The sequence below is a fragment of the Herbaspirillum sp. AP02 genome, from assembly GCF_015767275.1.
In the GTDB taxonomy this organism is placed as follows: domain Bacteria; phylum Pseudomonadota; class Gammaproteobacteria; order Burkholderiales; family Burkholderiaceae_D; genus Herbaspirillum.
In genome coordinates this window covers 141,496-155,613 of sequence record NZ_JADWMY010000002.1, presented here as the reverse complement: position 1 = coordinate 155,613, position 14,118 = coordinate 141,496, and the positions used below count along the sequence as shown (strand labels likewise).

Annotated in this window: 13 protein-coding genes; 11 read left to right on the top strand and 2 right to left on the bottom strand. The window is 63.7% G+C overall.

Annotated elements, in window-relative coordinates:
• Positions 1 to 21 precede the first annotated feature (21 nt).
• The gene (locus I5R65_RS06620; RefSeq protein ID WP_180665594.1) at positions 22 to 1,029 is read right to left on the bottom strand and encodes an ABC transporter substrate-binding protein; all 1,008 of its coding nucleotides are present in this window, start codon (positions 1,027 to 1,029) and stop codon (positions 22 to 24) included.
• 66 nt (positions 1,030 to 1,095) lie between these two features.
• Positions 1,096 to 2,175 (bottom strand): LacI family DNA-binding transcriptional regulator, encoded by a 1,080-nt coding sequence (locus I5R65_RS06615; RefSeq protein WP_180665592.1) that lies wholly within the window; start codon positions 2,173 to 2,175, stop codon positions 1,096 to 1,098.
• Positions 2,176 to 2,672: 497 nt separating this feature from the next.
• On the opposite strand from I5R65_RS06615, the gene leuS reads away from it, so the two are divergent.
• The 11 genes from leuS (at position 2,673) to I5R65_RS06560 (ending at position 14,112) form a co-directional block, all read left to right on the top strand.
• A complete protein-coding gene (gene leuS, locus I5R65_RS06610; protein ID WP_180665590.1) occupies positions 2,673 to 5,321 on the top strand; it encodes a leucine--tRNA ligase in 2,649 nt (882 codons plus the stop codon).
• Positions 5,322 to 5,349: 28 nt separating this feature from the next.
• On the top strand, positions 5,350 to 5,889 hold the full coding sequence (lptE, locus tag I5R65_RS06605; protein ID WP_180665588.1) for an LPS assembly lipoprotein LptE: 540 nt from the start codon (positions 5,350 to 5,352) through the stop codon (positions 5,887 to 5,889).
• 19 nt (positions 5,890 to 5,908) lie between these two features.
• Entirely contained in the window at positions 5,909 to 6,928 is a 1,020-nt protein-coding gene (gene holA, locus I5R65_RS06600; protein ID WP_180665586.1) for a DNA polymerase III subunit delta, read from the top strand.
• 79 nt (positions 6,929 to 7,007) lie between these two features.
• Positions 7,008 to 8,276: a glutamate-5-semialdehyde dehydrogenase gene (locus I5R65_RS06595; protein ID WP_180665584.1), complete on the top strand. Its 1,269-nt coding sequence runs from the start codon at positions 7,008 to 7,010 to the stop codon at positions 8,274 to 8,276.
• 27 nt (positions 8,277 to 8,303) lie between these two features.
• Positions 8,304 to 8,729 (top strand): CopD family protein, encoded by a 426-nt coding sequence (locus I5R65_RS06590; protein ID WP_006461815.1) that lies wholly within the window; start codon positions 8,304 to 8,306, stop codon positions 8,727 to 8,729.
• Positions 8,730 to 8,784: 55 nt separating this feature from the next.
• Positions 8,785 to 9,390, top strand: a complete 606-nt coding sequence (locus I5R65_RS06585; RefSeq protein WP_180665582.1) for a 2-hydroxychromene-2-carboxylate isomerase — start codon at positions 8,785 to 8,787, stop codon at positions 9,388 to 9,390.
• A 102-nt stretch (positions 9,391 to 9,492) separates the two neighbouring features.
• The gene (locus I5R65_RS06580) at positions 9,493 to 10,749 is read left to right on the top strand and encodes a class I SAM-dependent RNA methyltransferase (protein ID WP_180665580.1); all 1,257 of its coding nucleotides are present in this window, start codon (positions 9,493 to 9,495) and stop codon (positions 10,747 to 10,749) included.
• A gap of 179 nt (positions 10,750 to 10,928) precedes the next feature.
• Entirely contained in the window at positions 10,929 to 11,342 is a 414-nt protein-coding gene (locus I5R65_RS06575; RefSeq protein WP_180665578.1) for a DoxX family protein, read from the top strand.
• Between the two features lie 141 nt (positions 11,343 to 11,483).
• Entirely contained in the window at positions 11,484 to 12,314 is an 831-nt protein-coding gene (locus I5R65_RS06570) for a dioxygenase (RefSeq protein ID WP_180665576.1), read from the top strand.
• Between the two features lie 52 nt (positions 12,315 to 12,366).
• A complete protein-coding gene (locus tag I5R65_RS06565) occupies positions 12,367 to 13,266 on the top strand; it encodes a LysR family transcriptional regulator (RefSeq protein WP_180665574.1) in 900 nt (299 codons plus the stop codon).
• A 318-nt stretch (positions 13,267 to 13,584) separates the two neighbouring features.
• Positions 13,585 to 14,112 (top strand): 2,4'-dihydroxyacetophenone dioxygenase family protein, encoded by a 528-nt coding sequence (locus I5R65_RS06560; protein ID WP_180665572.1) that lies wholly within the window; start codon positions 13,585 to 13,587, stop codon positions 14,110 to 14,112.
• Positions 14,113 to 14,118 lie beyond the last annotated feature (6 nt).

The window sequence follows — 14,118 nt, the reverse complement described above, 5'->3', positions numbered from 1 at the left end:
GCTTGCTCCTGCGTCCTGCATTTATCGCACTTCAGCCAGGTAGCGCTCGCCGAACTTGCGCTGCGCTTCAGCCATCTTGCCGTAGTCGACCGACTTGGCGCGAGCGTAGTCGGATGCCGGCAGGAAGCGCGATTCGGCTTCCTTGGACATGGCCGCGGCACGCACCGGACGCAGATAGGCGTTGGCCCAGATGGCCTGGCCCTGGTCCGACAGCAGGAAGTCCAGCACCTTCTTGGCCTCGGCCTGGTGCGGCGCGTTCTTCACCAGCGACACCACGTAGGGCACGGTCACGGTGCCTTCGGTGGGGATCACGAAAGCGACGTTGGCGTGGTCCTTGTACTTGGCGCGATAGGCGTCGAAGTCATAGCCCAGCAGGATCGGAATCTCCCCCGAGATCAGGCGCGCATAGGAGGTCTGCTTGGGCACGATGGGCTGGTTCTTCTGCAGGTTCTTGAAGAAGCCGATGGCCGGCGAGAAGTCATCCAGCGTGCCGCCCAGGGCCTGGTTGATCGCCACCGCGCCGACGTAGCCGACGAAGGCCGAGGCCGGGTCCAGGTAGCCGATCAGGCCCTTGTATTCCGGCTTCTGCAGGTCAGCCCAGGACTTGGGGACCGGCTTGCCCTTGAGGGCGTCGACGTTGACCATGATGCCCATGGTGCCGGAGTGGATGGTGAACCAATAGCCGTCCGGGTCCTTCAGGCCATTGGGAATGTCGTTCCAGTGGGCCGGCTTGTAGGCGGCTACCAGATCCTTGTTCTTGGCTTCGATGCCGAAGGACACACCCAGGTAGGTGAAGTCGGCCACCGGGCTGGCCTTTTCGGCCGTCAGCTGAGCCAGGGCCTGGCCGCTGTTCTTGTTGTCGGGCGGCACGGTGACGCCGGTCTTGTCCTTGATCGCCTTGATCTGGGCGGCCCAGTCGGCCCACTCCGGCGGACAGTTGTAGCAGATCGCGGTCTGGGCAGAAGCAGCGACGGAGGCCGACAGCAACAGGACGCCGGCAGCGGTTTGAATAACACGTTTCAGGAACATGTCAGATCCTTTCCTAGAGGTTGAACAACGAAAGCACGACAGATTGAGAAAAAATTCAGGACAAATTCAGGACAAAGAGCGCGCAGCCGGCGGTGCCACCGATCCCCCCTTCCGCAGCACATGCGGCAGGATGTGACGCAGGGCCGGCTGGGCGGACTGCGGGGACTGCGATGACGGACCCTCGGCAGCCGTCGGCACGGCGCGCTCGATGGCTTCCACCAGCGTGCGCAGTGCGACATCGCCGATGCGCTCGGAGGGTTGCACCACGCTGGCCAGTACGGGTGCCATCAGGGCGCCGACCGGGATGCCGTCGAAGCCCATTACCGAGATATCCCCCGGCACCTGCAGGCCCAGCGCGCGCAGGTCGCGCATGGCGCTCAGGGCCAGCAGATCGTTGGAGCAGAACAGCGCGGTCGGACGCTGCAGCGGGTCGGCCATCATCTGCTGGTAGTCGGTGGCGGCGGTGAGGGTATGGCGCTCCACCTCGATGGCCGGCAGCGGCGCCAGGCCGGCCGCCTGCATCGCATCGAGGTAACCGTAGTAGCGCTGCATGGCGCGGTCCGAGGCGTTGAAGCGGCCCGACAGCATCTGGATGCGCCGGTGACCCAGACCGATCAAATGGGCCACCGCGTCACAGGCGGCGGCGCGGTTGTCCACCGAGACCGAGGCGCGATGCGTCATCGGCGCAGCGCTGGCCAGCTGGTTATAGGTCAGTACGAAGGGAATCCGTTCGCGCTCCAGCAGGTCCAGCGTGGCATTGGAACCGGCATCGGCCACCGTCAGGATCACCCCGTCCACCCGGTGCCCCAGCAACAGCTCGACCGCCGCCGACTCTTCCTCGGGCAGGTACTCGGTGGTGGTGAACATGACCGAGTAATCCAGCGCGCGCGCCGCCAGTTCGATGCCCTGCAGGCACTGGGCGAAGACGGTATTGGACAGCGTCGGCACCACCACCCCCACGGTGCGCGAATTGCCGGCCCGCAGGTTGCGGCCGGTGAAGTTGGGTCGAAAACCCAGTTCGGCGATGCTGCGATGGATCTTCTCGGCCGTTTCCGCGCTCACCGAGCCGGGCTTGTTGAGCAGGCGGGAGACCGTGGCGATGGAGACGCCAGCCAGATGGGCAACTTGTTTGATGGAAGGACGCACGACGGCACCAGGGGGCGAATGAAAACGATTTCATGATGCCGTCTGATTGTGACGACCTCATGACCATGCGCGGTCTCAAACGCCGGCGCCAAATTCGTCGGTGTTACCGTAAAAAAATAGCTTTTTCGCAATTTTTCGATATTTGATGAGAACAAATTCGAGAACCAACATCGCCCGGCGTGAAGATGGTTTCATATGCCTGCTCGACGAACAACGCCGACTACAGCCACGCGAATCCAGCCGATCCGTCCCCCCTGACCGGCCGGATGCACGTAGCTGCGGTCCCTGATGCCGCCCTGCTCTGGCACAGGGATCTTTGCCCGCCTCTGGCTTTTTCCGTGGAGGCGGGCTTTTTTGTTTCCCATTGGAAAATGCTCCGGCATGCGCTTCCCACGCTTGCCCGGTGCAGACTGCGTCGACGGGGTGGCGAGCCGGTATAATGCAGGGTTTCGAATTGCACTCCCTTCCCAACCGAATCCCATCCGTATCAGCCCGTCATGCAAGATAAATACAGCCCAGCCGAAGTCGAACAGTCCGCACAGCAGCACTGGAACGCCATCGACGCCTACAAGACCGTCGAAAACGCCCGTGACAAGCAAGGCCGCGACAAGAAGAAGTTCTACGCCTGCTCGATGCTGCCCTACCCCTCCGGCAAGCTGCACATGGGCCACGTGCGCAACTACACCATCAACGATGTGATGTACCGCTACCTGCGCATGAACGGCTACAACGTCCTGATGCCGATGGGCTGGGACGCCTTCGGCATGCCCGCCGAGAACGCCGCCATGGCCAATGGCGTGCCACCGGCGCAGTGGACCTATTCCAACATCGACTACATGAAGTCGCAGATGCAGTCCATGGGCCTGGCCATCGACTGGTCGCGCGAGATGACCGCCTGCCGTCCCGAGTATTACAAGTGGAACCAGTGGATGTTCCTGAAGATGCTGGAGAAGGGCATCATCTACAAGAAGACCGGCACCGTGAACTGGGACCCGATCGACCAGACCGTGCTGGCCAACGAGCAGGTCATCGATGGCCGTGGCTGGCGCTCGGGTGCGGTGATCGAAAAGCGCGAAATCCCGATGTACTACGCCCGCATCACCGACTACGCCGACGAACTGCTGGAACACGTCGAGACCAAGCTGCCCGGCTGGCCCGAGCGCGTGCGCCTGATGCAGGCCAACTGGATCGGCAAGTCCACCGGCGTGCGCTTTGCGTTCCCGCATGAGATCAAGGACGCCAGCGGCCAGTTGATCAACGACGGCAAGCTGTTCGTCTTCACCACCCGCGCCGACACCATCATGGGCGTGACCTTCTGTGCGGTGGCCCCGGAACATCCTCTGGCCACCCTCGCGGCCGAGAACAACCCGGACCTGCAAGCCTTCATCGCCGAGTGCAAGCAAGGCAGCGTCATCGAAGCCGACATGGCGACGATGGAAAAGAAGGGCATGCCCACCGGCCTGTACGTCACCCACCCGCTGACCGGCGAGAAGGTCGAGGTCTGGGTCGGCAACTACGTGCTCATCACCTACGGCGACGGCGCCGTGATGGGCGTGCCGGCGCACGACGAGCGCGACTTCGCCTTCGCCCGCAAGTACGACCTGCCGATCAAGCAGGTCATCGGCGTGGAAGGCAAGACCTACTCCACCGACGCCTGGGAAGAATGGTATGGCGACAAGGAAGCCGGCAAGACCATCGCCTCCGGCAAGTACGATGGCCTGGGTTATCAGGCGGCCGTGGATGCCGTAGCCGCCGACCTGGCCGCACAGGGAATGGGCGAAAAGAAGGTCACCTTCCGCCTGCGCGACTGGGGCATCTCGCGCCAGCGCTACTGGGGCACGCCCATCCCCATCATCCACTGCCCGGATTGCGGCGACGTGCCGGTGCCTGAAAAGGACCTGCCGGTAGTGCTGCCGGAAGACTGCGTACCGGACGGCAGCGGCAATCCCCTGAACAAGCATGAGCAATTCCTCAAGGTCGACTGCCCCCAATGCGGCAAGCCGGCCCGTCGCGAAACCGACACCATGGACACCTTCGTGGACTCGTCCTGGTACTACATGCGCTATACCTCGCCGGGCAGCAACGATGCCATGGTCGATTCCCGCAACGATTACTGGATGCCCATGGACCAGTACATCGGCGGCATCGAACACGCCGTGCTGCACCTGCTGTATGCGCGCTTCTGGACCAAGGTCATGCGCGACTTCGGCCTGGTCAAGTTCGACGAACCCTTCACCAACCTGTTGACGCAGGGCATGGTCTTGAACGAGACCTACTATCGCGAAGAAGCCTCCGGCAAGAAGCTCTGGATCAACCCGGCCGATGTGGAACTGACCTTCGACGACAAGGGCCGCCCGGTCTCGGCGATCCTCAAGGCCGATGGCCAGCCGGTGGAAATCGGCGGCACCGAGAAGATGTCCAAGTCCAAGAACAACGGCATCGACCCGCAAGCCCAGATCAACCAGTACGGCGCCGACACCGCCCGCCTGTTCACCATGTTCGCCTCGCCGCCGGAGCAGACCCTGGAATGGTCGGGTGCCGGCGTGGAGGGTGCCAACCGCTTCCTGCGCCGCGTGTGGGCCTTCGGCTACAACAATGCCGCGCGCATCGGCGCTGCCGGCGCCATTGATATCGCCCAACTGGACGACGGCCTCAAGACCCTGCGCCGCGAAGTGCACAAGGTGCTGCAACAGGCCGACAACGACTTCAAGCGCATCCAGTACAACACCGTGGTCTCGGCCTGCATGAAGATGCTCAACACGCTGGAAGCCGCCAAGCCCGCCGCCGGTGCGGCCGGTGACGCCGTGCTGGCAGAGTGCTTCTCGATCTTCCTGCGCGTGCTCAATCCGGTGGCGCCGCACATCACCCACGTGCTGTGGCAGCAACTGGGCTATGCCGCCGTCCAGGGCGACATCCTCGACGCCGACTGGCCGCAGGTGGATGCGGCCGCCCTGGAACAGAGCGAGCTCAAGCTGGTGGTGCAGGTCAACGGCAAGCTGCGTGGCGAGGTGACGGTTCCCAAGGATGCCGACAAGGCCGCCATCGAAGCCGCCGCCCTGGCCAATGAGGATGTGAAGAAATTCCTCACCGGCGCCCCCAAGAAGGTGATCGTGGTGCCCGGCAAGCTGGTCAACATCGTCGCCTGATCCGGCCCAACCCAACCGACGGAACCCCATGCACGCTCAAGTCCAAATCAAGCGTTTCCAACAATGGCTGCTGATGGCCCTCGCCGCCGTGATGCTCACGGCCTGCGGCTTCCACATGCGCGGCGCGGCCGACCTGCCCTTCAAGACCATCTATCTAGGCTTTGGTCCCAACTCCGCCGTCGGTGTGGAACTCAAGCGCAACATCGAGGCCAGCGGCGCCAAGGTGGTCTCCGACGCCAAGGATGCCGAAGCCAATCTGAAGGTGTTGGCCGACTCCCGCGATCGCCAGGTGTTGACCTTGAACACCAACGGCCGCGTACGTGAATATGCACTGTTCCAGCGCTTCACCTTCTCCGTCACCGACCCCAAGGGGGTGGTGATGATCCCGCCCACGGCCATCACCCTGCGTCGCGTCATCACCTATGACGAGAACCAGGAACTGGCCAAGCAGGCCGAGGAAGCGCTGCTCTACCGCGACATGCAGTCCGACCTGGTGCAGCAGATCCTGCGTCGCCTGGCGGCCTCGAAGTCGGCCATCAGCACCGAGAAGGCGCAGTCGGATTCCTGATCCGGCCACGCACATTGCCATGCAACTGCGCCACGACTCCCTGGACGCTCATCTCGGCAAATCGCTGGCGGGACTCTACGTGATCGCCAGCGACGAGCACCTGCTGGCGCTGGAAGCGGCCGACAAGATCCGCCGCAGCGCCCGCGCCAATGGCTACACCGAGCGCGAAGTGCTGGTGGTGGAGCGCAGCTTCAAGTGGGGCGAACTACTGGCGGCCAACCAGTCGCAATCGCTGTTCGGCGACAAGAAGCTGATCGAACTGCGCATCCCCACCGGCAAGCCCGGCAAGGATGGTGGCCAGGCCCTGCAGGACTACGCCGCCAATCTCTCGCCCGACAACCTCACCATCATCAGCCTGCCCAAGCTGGACTGGGCCACGCAGAAGGCGGCCTGGGTCGGCGCCCTGCAGCAGGCGGCGGTGTACATCGATATCCCGCTGGTGGAGCGCGCCCAGTTGCCGGGCTGGATCGGCAACCGCCTGGCCGCCCAGCAGCAGAGCGCCGACCGCCCCTGCCTGGACTTCATCGCCGACCGCGTGGAAGGCAACCTGCTGGCCGCGCACCAGGAAATCCAGAAGCTGGCCTTGCTCTACCCGGCCGGCAAGCTCGGTTTCGAACAGGTACAGGACGCCGTGCTCAACGTGGCCCGCTACGATGTCTTCAAGCTCAACGAAGCCATGCTCTCCGGCGACATCGCCCGACTCACGCGCATGATGGACGGTCTGAAGGGCGAAGGCGAAGCCCTGCCGCTGGTCTTGTGGGCGGTGACCGAGGAAATCCGCACGCTCCTCAAGCTCAAGTCCGGCATGGCCCAGGGCAAGCCCGTGGGCGCGCTGCTCAAGGAATACCGTATCTGGGGTCCGCGTGAACGACTAATGGAACCGGCCCTGCGGCGCATCAGCCTGGCCGCGCTGGAACAGGCCCTGCAGGAAGCTGCCCTGGTGGACCGCATGGTCAAGGGCCTGCGTGCCCGCGCCTTTGCCGGCGACCCGTGGGACGCCCTGCTGCAACTGGGACTGAAACTGGCCCGCGGGCACTGAGCGGCGAATAGCCCCACCGAGAGCAAGCAACACAGACACACCAACACGGCCGCGCCCATCGCGCACCGGAGGAACCCGAATGGAAAACATCGAACTCTACATGAACCGCATCGGCCAGCAGGCCCGTGCCGCCTCGCGTGCCATGGCGCGTGCCGATACCGCCGCCAAGAACCAGGCGCTGCTGCTGATCGCCGCCGCCATCCGTCGCGATGCGGACGCCCTGCGCGCCGCCAATACGCTGGACCTCGATGCGGCCCGCGCCAATGGTCTGGCCGAGGCCATGCTGGACCGCCTGACGCTGTCCGACAAGGCCATCGCCACCATGGCCGAAGGCCTGGAGCAGATCGCCTCCCTGCCCGACCCCATCGGCGAGATCAGCAACATGAAATACCGCCCCACCGGCATCCAGGTCGGCCAGATGCGTGTGCCCCTGGGCGTGATCGGCATCATCTACGAAGCCCGCCCCAACGTCACCGTGGACGCCGCCGGCCTGTGCATCAAGAGCGGCAATGCCACCATCCTGCGCGGCGGTTCCGAAGCCATCCATTGCAACCAGGCGCTGGCCAAGCTGGTGAAAGAAGGTCTCGCCGGTGCCGGCCTGCCGGAAGATGCGGTGCAGGTGGTCGAGACCACCGACCGCGCCGCCGTCGGTGTACTCATCACCATGCAGGAGTATGTGGACGTCATCGTGCCGCGTGGCGGCAAAGGCCTGATCGAACGCCTGATCAAGGAAGCCAAGGTCCCCATGATCAAGCACCTGGACGGCATCTGCCACGTCTACATCGACGACAAAGCAGACACGCGCAAGGCGCTGGACGTGGCCTTCAACGCCAAGTGCCATCGCTACGGCACCTGCAACACCATGGAAACCCTGCTGGTGTCACGCAACATCGCCGCCGCCGTCTTGCCACCGCTGGCCGAACTGTATCGCGTCAAGGAAGTGGAGCTGCGCTGCGACGCCGAAGCCGCCGAGATCCTGGCCGACTACCCGCTGCTGAAGGCCGCCACCGAAGAAGACTGGGACACCGAATACCTGGCCCCGATCCTGGCCGTGAAGGTCGTGGCCGACATGGACGAAGCCATCGATCACATCAACCGCCACTCCTCGCAGCACACCGACAGCATCATCACCGAGGACTACACCCGCGCCATGCGCTTCCTGCGCGAAGTCGATTCGGCCTCGGTCATGGTCAATGCCTCGACCCGCTTTGCCGATGGTTTCGAATACGGCCTGGGTGCCGAGATCGGCATCTCCAACGACAAGCTGCACGCGCGCGGCCCGGTCGGCCTGGAAGGCCTGACCTCGCTGAAGTACGTGGTGCTGGGCCAGGGCCAGGTACGCCAGTAATCGACGACTTCAACGCCAAGGAAAGCCATGCTCTGGATCAAAGCCCTGCACATCGTCTTCATCGCCTCCTGGTTCGCCGGCCTGTTCTATCTGCCGCGCATCTTCGTGAACCTGGCACAGGAGACCGACCTGGTCTCGCGCGAACGCCTGCTGGGCATGGCGCGTCGGCTGTACCGCTTCACCGGCATGACCGCGCTGGTGGCGCTGGTCCTGGGCGCGTGGCTGCTGGCCATCACCTGGCAATTCTGGAAAGGCCCGGGCAACGGCTGGCTGCATGCCAAGCTGTTCCTGGTGGTGCTGGTGATCGGCTATCACCACGCCTGCGGCTCCCTGCTCAAGAAGTTCGAGCACGGCAAGAATACCCGCAGTCACGTCTGGTTCCGCTGGTTCAATGAAGTCCCGGTGCTGCTGATGCTGGCCATCGTGATCCTGGTCGTCGTCAAGCCGTTCTGATATCCCCAAGCCACGTACGTCTCACCACACACCATCATTCATTCCGGAGTCGGTCATGAGCAAAGTCTGTGAGTATTTTTTCGCCCCGCATTCGCCGTTCGCCTATCTGGGCCACGAGCGCTTCGTCGCCCTCGCCGAGAAATACCAGGTGCAGATCCTTCCCAAACCCTTTGACCTGTCGAAGATCTTCGGCGTCTCCGGCGGTCTGCCGCTGGCCAAGCGCGCACCGCAGCGCCAGGCCTATCGCCTCAAGGAACTGGCACGCTGGAGTGAATTCCTGGGCAAGCCGATGATCCTGCAGCCGACCCACTTCCCGGTCAACAGCGATACCGCCGCCCGCCTGATCATCGCCACCCAGCTCGCACACGGCACGGCTGCCTCGCTGCGGCTGACCGGCGCCATCATGCACGCCGTCTGGGAAGAACAGAAGAACATCGCCGATACCGATACCCTGGTCGCCATCGCCAACGCACAGGAGCACGATGGCGCGGCCCTGCTGAAGTCGGCCGAGACCGCCAGCGTGCAGGCCGAATTCGACCGCTTCACCGATGAAGCCAATGCCGCCAGCGTATTCGGCGCCCCCTGGTTCGTCTACGAAGGCGAAGGCTACTGGGGCCAGGACCGGCTCGATTTCGTCGAGCGTGCCTTCGCGAAAGCCTGAGCGGCCAGCGTACAATGACGCCGGACTGCGCAATGAACTGAAGCGCAGCCCGGCGTTCTGATTTTTTGAAGCCCTGTTTTTCAACGGATAAAAGGTACTCCCATGCAATCCCTGGACACTCAACACTCTTATTTCTGCCCCTGCCCGCGTGGCCTGGAAGCGGCACTGGCCGAAGAACTCGACGAGATCGCCGTCCATGCCGGCCCGGCCGCCAATCTCAAGGTGCACAACCAGGTCCCGGGCGGAGTGCACTGCTCCGGCACGCTGCTGGCGGCCTACCAGATGAACCTGCATTCGCGCATCGCCAGCCGCGTGCTGCTGCGCATGGGCCATGGTTCCTACAAGAACGAAAACGACATCTACGACCTCACCCTGGCCCAGGCCTGGGAAGACTGGTTCAAGGTCTCGCACACCATCCGCGTGGACCTGACCGCCGTGAAGTCGCCGCTGCGCAGCCTGGAATTCAGCACGCTCAAGATCAAGGATGCCATCTGCGACCGCTTCCTCGACCAGTTCAAGCTGCGTCCCTCGGTCAATACCCGCACCCCCGACATGCGCATCGCCGGCTTCGTCGATGCCCACAACTTCACGGTCTACCTGGATACCTCCGGCGAGGCGCTGTTCAAGCGCGGCTGGCGCGAAGAGACCGGTGATGCACCGCTGCGCGAGAACCTGGCCGCAGGTCTCTTGCGTACCTCCGGCTGGAAGCCGGGCGTGCCGCTGTTCGATCCCATGTGCGGCTCCGGCACCATCCTGGCCGAAGCAGCCCAGATGATTGCCGGCGTGCCGCCGGGCGCGCGCCGCCGCTTTGCCTTCGAGAAGTTCAGCAACTTCGACGCCGATGCCTGGTTCGCCATCAAGGGCGACTTCAAACCCAACCCGATCCCGACCACGCCGACGCTCTTCGGCAGCGACATCTCCGGCGACATGGTGGAACTGACCCGCAAGAACCTGGTGCGCGCCGGTATCCAGTTCGAGATTCCACTGAAGCAGATCGAGGCGCAGGAGATCAAGCCGCCGCTGGACGCCGATGGCCAGCCACTGGTCGGCATCATCCTGACCAACCCGCCTTACGGTGAGCGGATCGGCGTGCGTGGTGATCGCGCCCTGCCGACCGAAGAACTGTTCGCGCAATTCTTCAGCGCCTTCTCCAGTACCCTCAAGCAGCGCTTTGCCGGCTGGAGCGTGTTCCTGTTCTCGGCCGACCTGAGCTTGCCCAAGCTGATGCGCCTGAAGGAATCGCGCAAGACCCCGTTCTTCAACGGCGCCCTGGAATGCCGCCTGTTCCGTTTCGACATGGTGGCCGGCTACAACCGCCGCGAAGAGGCCAAGCCGCATTCCCGCGACAGCGAGGACTGAAGCAGGACAGGCGGGACCGGATTGTCAACCCCACCAAGACAATCCATCCCGCCGCAGCCGGTTTATCCGGCCCGCATTCTTCCCTACAGTGTGGACATGGCCCATCTCCATCACGCCCGCCAGAGAGCGCGCACGATAGCTGGCCTGCCTTCATCCACTCCACACTTCCCGGGATCATCATGAGCACCGTCACCGTCAACACCCGCGCCGACTACGCCGCCTTCCTGCTGCGCGTCACCATGGGCATCTTCTTCCTGGTCCACGCCGGCCTGAAAATCTTCGTCTTCACCCCGGCTGGCACCGTGGGCTTCTTTGCCTCGCTGGGTGTACCCGGCTGGTTCGCCTATCCCGTGATGGCACTGGAAGTGGTGGGCGGCATTGCGCTGGTGCTGGGCTACTACGGTCGTTGGCTGGCACTGCCCCTGGCGGCCGACCTGCTGGGCGCCATCGTGCTGGTCCACGGCAAGGCGGGATTCTTCTTCACCAACCCCAAGGGTGGCTGGGAATACCTGGCGCTCTGGATCGTCGGCCTGATCGCCGTGTTCCTGCTGGGAGATGGCGCCTTTGCCCTCAAGCGTGACGAACGCAGTTGAGCATCCGGTTTGCCGAAGTCCTCTGGCCGGGCCACGCGCCCGGCAAAAGTCATCTAGATTCAGTGTGAACGTCGAGATCTTTTAGTTCAGTTCTTGCATGCGGGAAATCAAGTTTTCCACAGGCGCCTCAAGGAAACCATCATGTCCGATACCCTCCACCTGCCCTCGCTGTTCGTCTCGCACGGCTCGCCCATGCTGGCCGTGGAACCTGGCCGTACCGGTCCGCTGCTGGCGGGCATCGGCGCCGCCCTGCCGCGCCCGCGTGGCATCGTGATGATGTCGCCGCACTGGGAGACCTTTACTCCCCGCGTGGGCAACCAGGCCAAGCCACGCGTGATCCACGATTTCGGCGGTTTCCCGCAGGCGCTCTATGCACTGGACTACCCCGCCCCGGGGGCGCCCGCACTGGCCGAGCACGTAGCCCAGCGGCTACGCGATGGCGGTCTGCCGGCCAACACCGATGACGGTTGGGGGCTGGACCACGGTGCCTGGGTACCGCTGCGCTATCTTTATCCACAGGCCGATGTGCCGGTGATCCAGCTGTCGCTGCAATCGCAGCAGCCGCCGGCCTATCACTTCCAGGTCGGCCAGTTGCTGGCGCCGCTGGCCCGCGAAGGCATCCTGCTGGTCGGTTCGGGCAGCTTCACGCACAACCTGCGTGAACTGCGTCGCAACGATACCGATGCCGGTGATGCCCCGCATACGCTGGAATTCCTGCAGTGGTTCCTGGACCGCATGCAGGCCGGCGACCTCGAAGCCCTGTTCGGCTACCGGACCACGGCTCCGCACGCGGTACGCACCCACCCCAGCGACGAACACCTGCTGAGCCTGTTCTTCGCCATGGGTGCGGCCGATGACTGGACCCGACTGGTTCACCTGGACAGCGGTTCGACGTATCATAGCCTGCGCATGGACGCCTTCGCCTTCGGCACGGCCTCCAGCCTGCTGGCACAACTACCGGCTGCCGCCTGAGCCCCCGTCTCCCCGACGGCGCCGGCGCGGCGCCATCTGGGGGATAGACGGGTTGAACAAACTGCGTGAAATCGAATGCTTCATTGCCGTGGCCGAACTGGGCAGCTTCGTCAAGGCCGCCGATGCACTGGGCATCTCCAAGGCGGCGGTCTCGCGCACCGTACTGGAACTGGAAGCCCGCCTGGGCTCCCGCCTCATGCAACGGACCACGCGCCGGCTCTCGCTCACCGAAGCCGGCAGTCTCTACCTTGAACGCTGCAAGCAGATCGTGGCCGACATCGAAGCCGCCGACGACCTGCTCTCGGCCGGTGCCGCCCGACCGGCCGGCCTGTTGCGCATCAACGCCCCGGTCACCTTCGGCGTGCTGCACCTGGCACCGCTGTGGCCGATGTTCCTGGAGCGCTACCCGGAGGTAGAGCTGGACATCACCTTGTCGGACCGCATCGTCGATATCATCGACGAAGGCTACGACCTGGCCATTCGGATCGCGCGGCTGGCCGATTCCACCCTGATCCACCGCAAGCTCACCAGCACCAGCCTGCCGATATGCGCCTCGCCCGCCTATCTGGAAAAATACGGCACCCCCCACCATCCCCACGACCTGGCGCGGCACCAGGTCATCAGCTACAGCTACAACCAGGGCAAGGACGAATGGCAGTTCAGCGGTCCGGAAGGACCGGTCAGCGTACGCGTGAATTCGCGCATGCACGCCAACAATGGTGACAGCTGCGTGCAGGCTGCGCTGGGCGGGGTAGGCATCACGCGCCAGCCCACCTTCATGATCGACCAGTATCTGCGTAGCGGCCAACTGGTCCCCATCCTCGCCGACTTCGGCACGCCCGCGCTGGGCATCTATGCCGTCTATCCCAGCCGCGCCCATCTGCCGGCCAAGGTCAGGGCGATGCTGGACTTCCTCGCCGAGGCATTTGCCCAGGTCCATTGGGACCACTGACGGCGCCACGCCCCGCACCTGCACCCGGCCTCACCTTCCCATCCCCTGCAGCAGCGCTCCCGCCCGATGGCTTGAACGTCATCGGCGCATAAATTTCATCATTCCCGGCCAGGCCCTTGCGCTCGTGTTGCGTGCTTCCTCCTGCCTTTGTCAGCCTGACGCTTGATCGATATCAAGGATAGTGACTCGCTTTTGAGGAAACGGGAGCGGGCCACTGCGCTGTTGACTTTCACTTTCTGACCACTCAAAGTGACCATATTGCAGACGTATTGTTCATATTATGGACAATAAAAGACAAATATCCCGCCTGGAGACCTCATGAGCACTCTCATACCCGCTGACGCGAAGATGCAGCCCTATCAATTCCCCAACCCCAAGGAAGCCCCGCTGGAAATCGTGGTCAACCCCGCCGTCCCCGAGGACGAGCGCGTCTGGGTACCGCAGGCCGACAATGTCTGGTTCCGCCCGCTCTGCCTCAATGTCTCGCAGGGCTACTGGACCAACCTGCTGCGCGTGCGCAAGTCCGGCGTGCTCTCGCGCCACCGCCATCCGGCGCCCGTCCACGGCATGGTGCTCAAGGGGAAATGGCGCTACCTGGAGCATGACTGGATCGCCGAACAAGGCAGCTACGTCTTCGAACCACCCGGCGAAACCCACACCCTCTACGTACCGGAAGACGTGGAAGAAATGATCACCTACTTCCACATCACCGGTGTGATGTTCTACTGCGACCCCTGGGGCAAGTTCGAAGGCTATGAAGATGTCTTCACCAAGCTCGATATGTGCCGCAAGCATTACGAAGCGGTCGGGTTGGGCAGCGACTACGTCGACCGCTTCGTGCGTTGAGGGCGG

Excerpts from the sequence above, each read along its gene's own strand:
- I5R65_RS06620 (WP_180665594.1), bottom strand. The coding sequence starts at position 1,029 with ATGTTCCTGAAACGTGTTATTCAAACCGCTGCCGGCGTCCTGTTGCTG.
- leuS (WP_180665590.1), top strand. The coding sequence starts at position 2,673 with ATGCAAGATAAATACAGCCCAGCCGAAGTCGAACAGTCCGCACAGCAG.
- lptE (WP_180665588.1), top strand. The coding sequence starts at position 5,350 with ATGCACGCTCAAGTCCAAATCAAGCGTTTCCAACAATGGCTGCTGATG.
- holA (WP_180665586.1), top strand. The coding sequence starts at position 5,909 with ATGCAACTGCGCCACGACTCCCTGGACGCTCATCTCGGCAAATCGCTG.
- I5R65_RS06595 (WP_180665584.1), top strand. The coding sequence starts at position 7,008 with ATGGAAAACATCGAACTCTACATGAACCGCATCGGCCAGCAGGCCCGT.
- I5R65_RS06590 (WP_006461815.1), top strand. The coding sequence starts at position 8,304 with ATGCTCTGGATCAAAGCCCTGCACATCGTCTTCATCGCCTCCTGGTTC.
- I5R65_RS06585 (WP_180665582.1), top strand. The coding sequence starts at position 8,785 with ATGAGCAAAGTCTGTGAGTATTTTTTCGCCCCGCATTCGCCGTTCGCC.
- I5R65_RS06580 (WP_180665580.1), top strand. The coding sequence starts at position 9,493 with ATGCAATCCCTGGACACTCAACACTCTTATTTCTGCCCCTGCCCGCGT.
- I5R65_RS06575 (WP_180665578.1), top strand. The coding sequence starts at position 10,929 with ATGAGCACCGTCACCGTCAACACCCGCGCCGACTACGCCGCCTTCCTG.
- I5R65_RS06570 (WP_180665576.1), top strand. The coding sequence starts at position 11,484 with ATGTCCGATACCCTCCACCTGCCCTCGCTGTTCGTCTCGCACGGCTCG.
- I5R65_RS06560 (WP_180665572.1), top strand. The coding sequence starts at position 13,585 with ATGAGCACTCTCATACCCGCTGACGCGAAGATGCAGCCCTATCAATTC.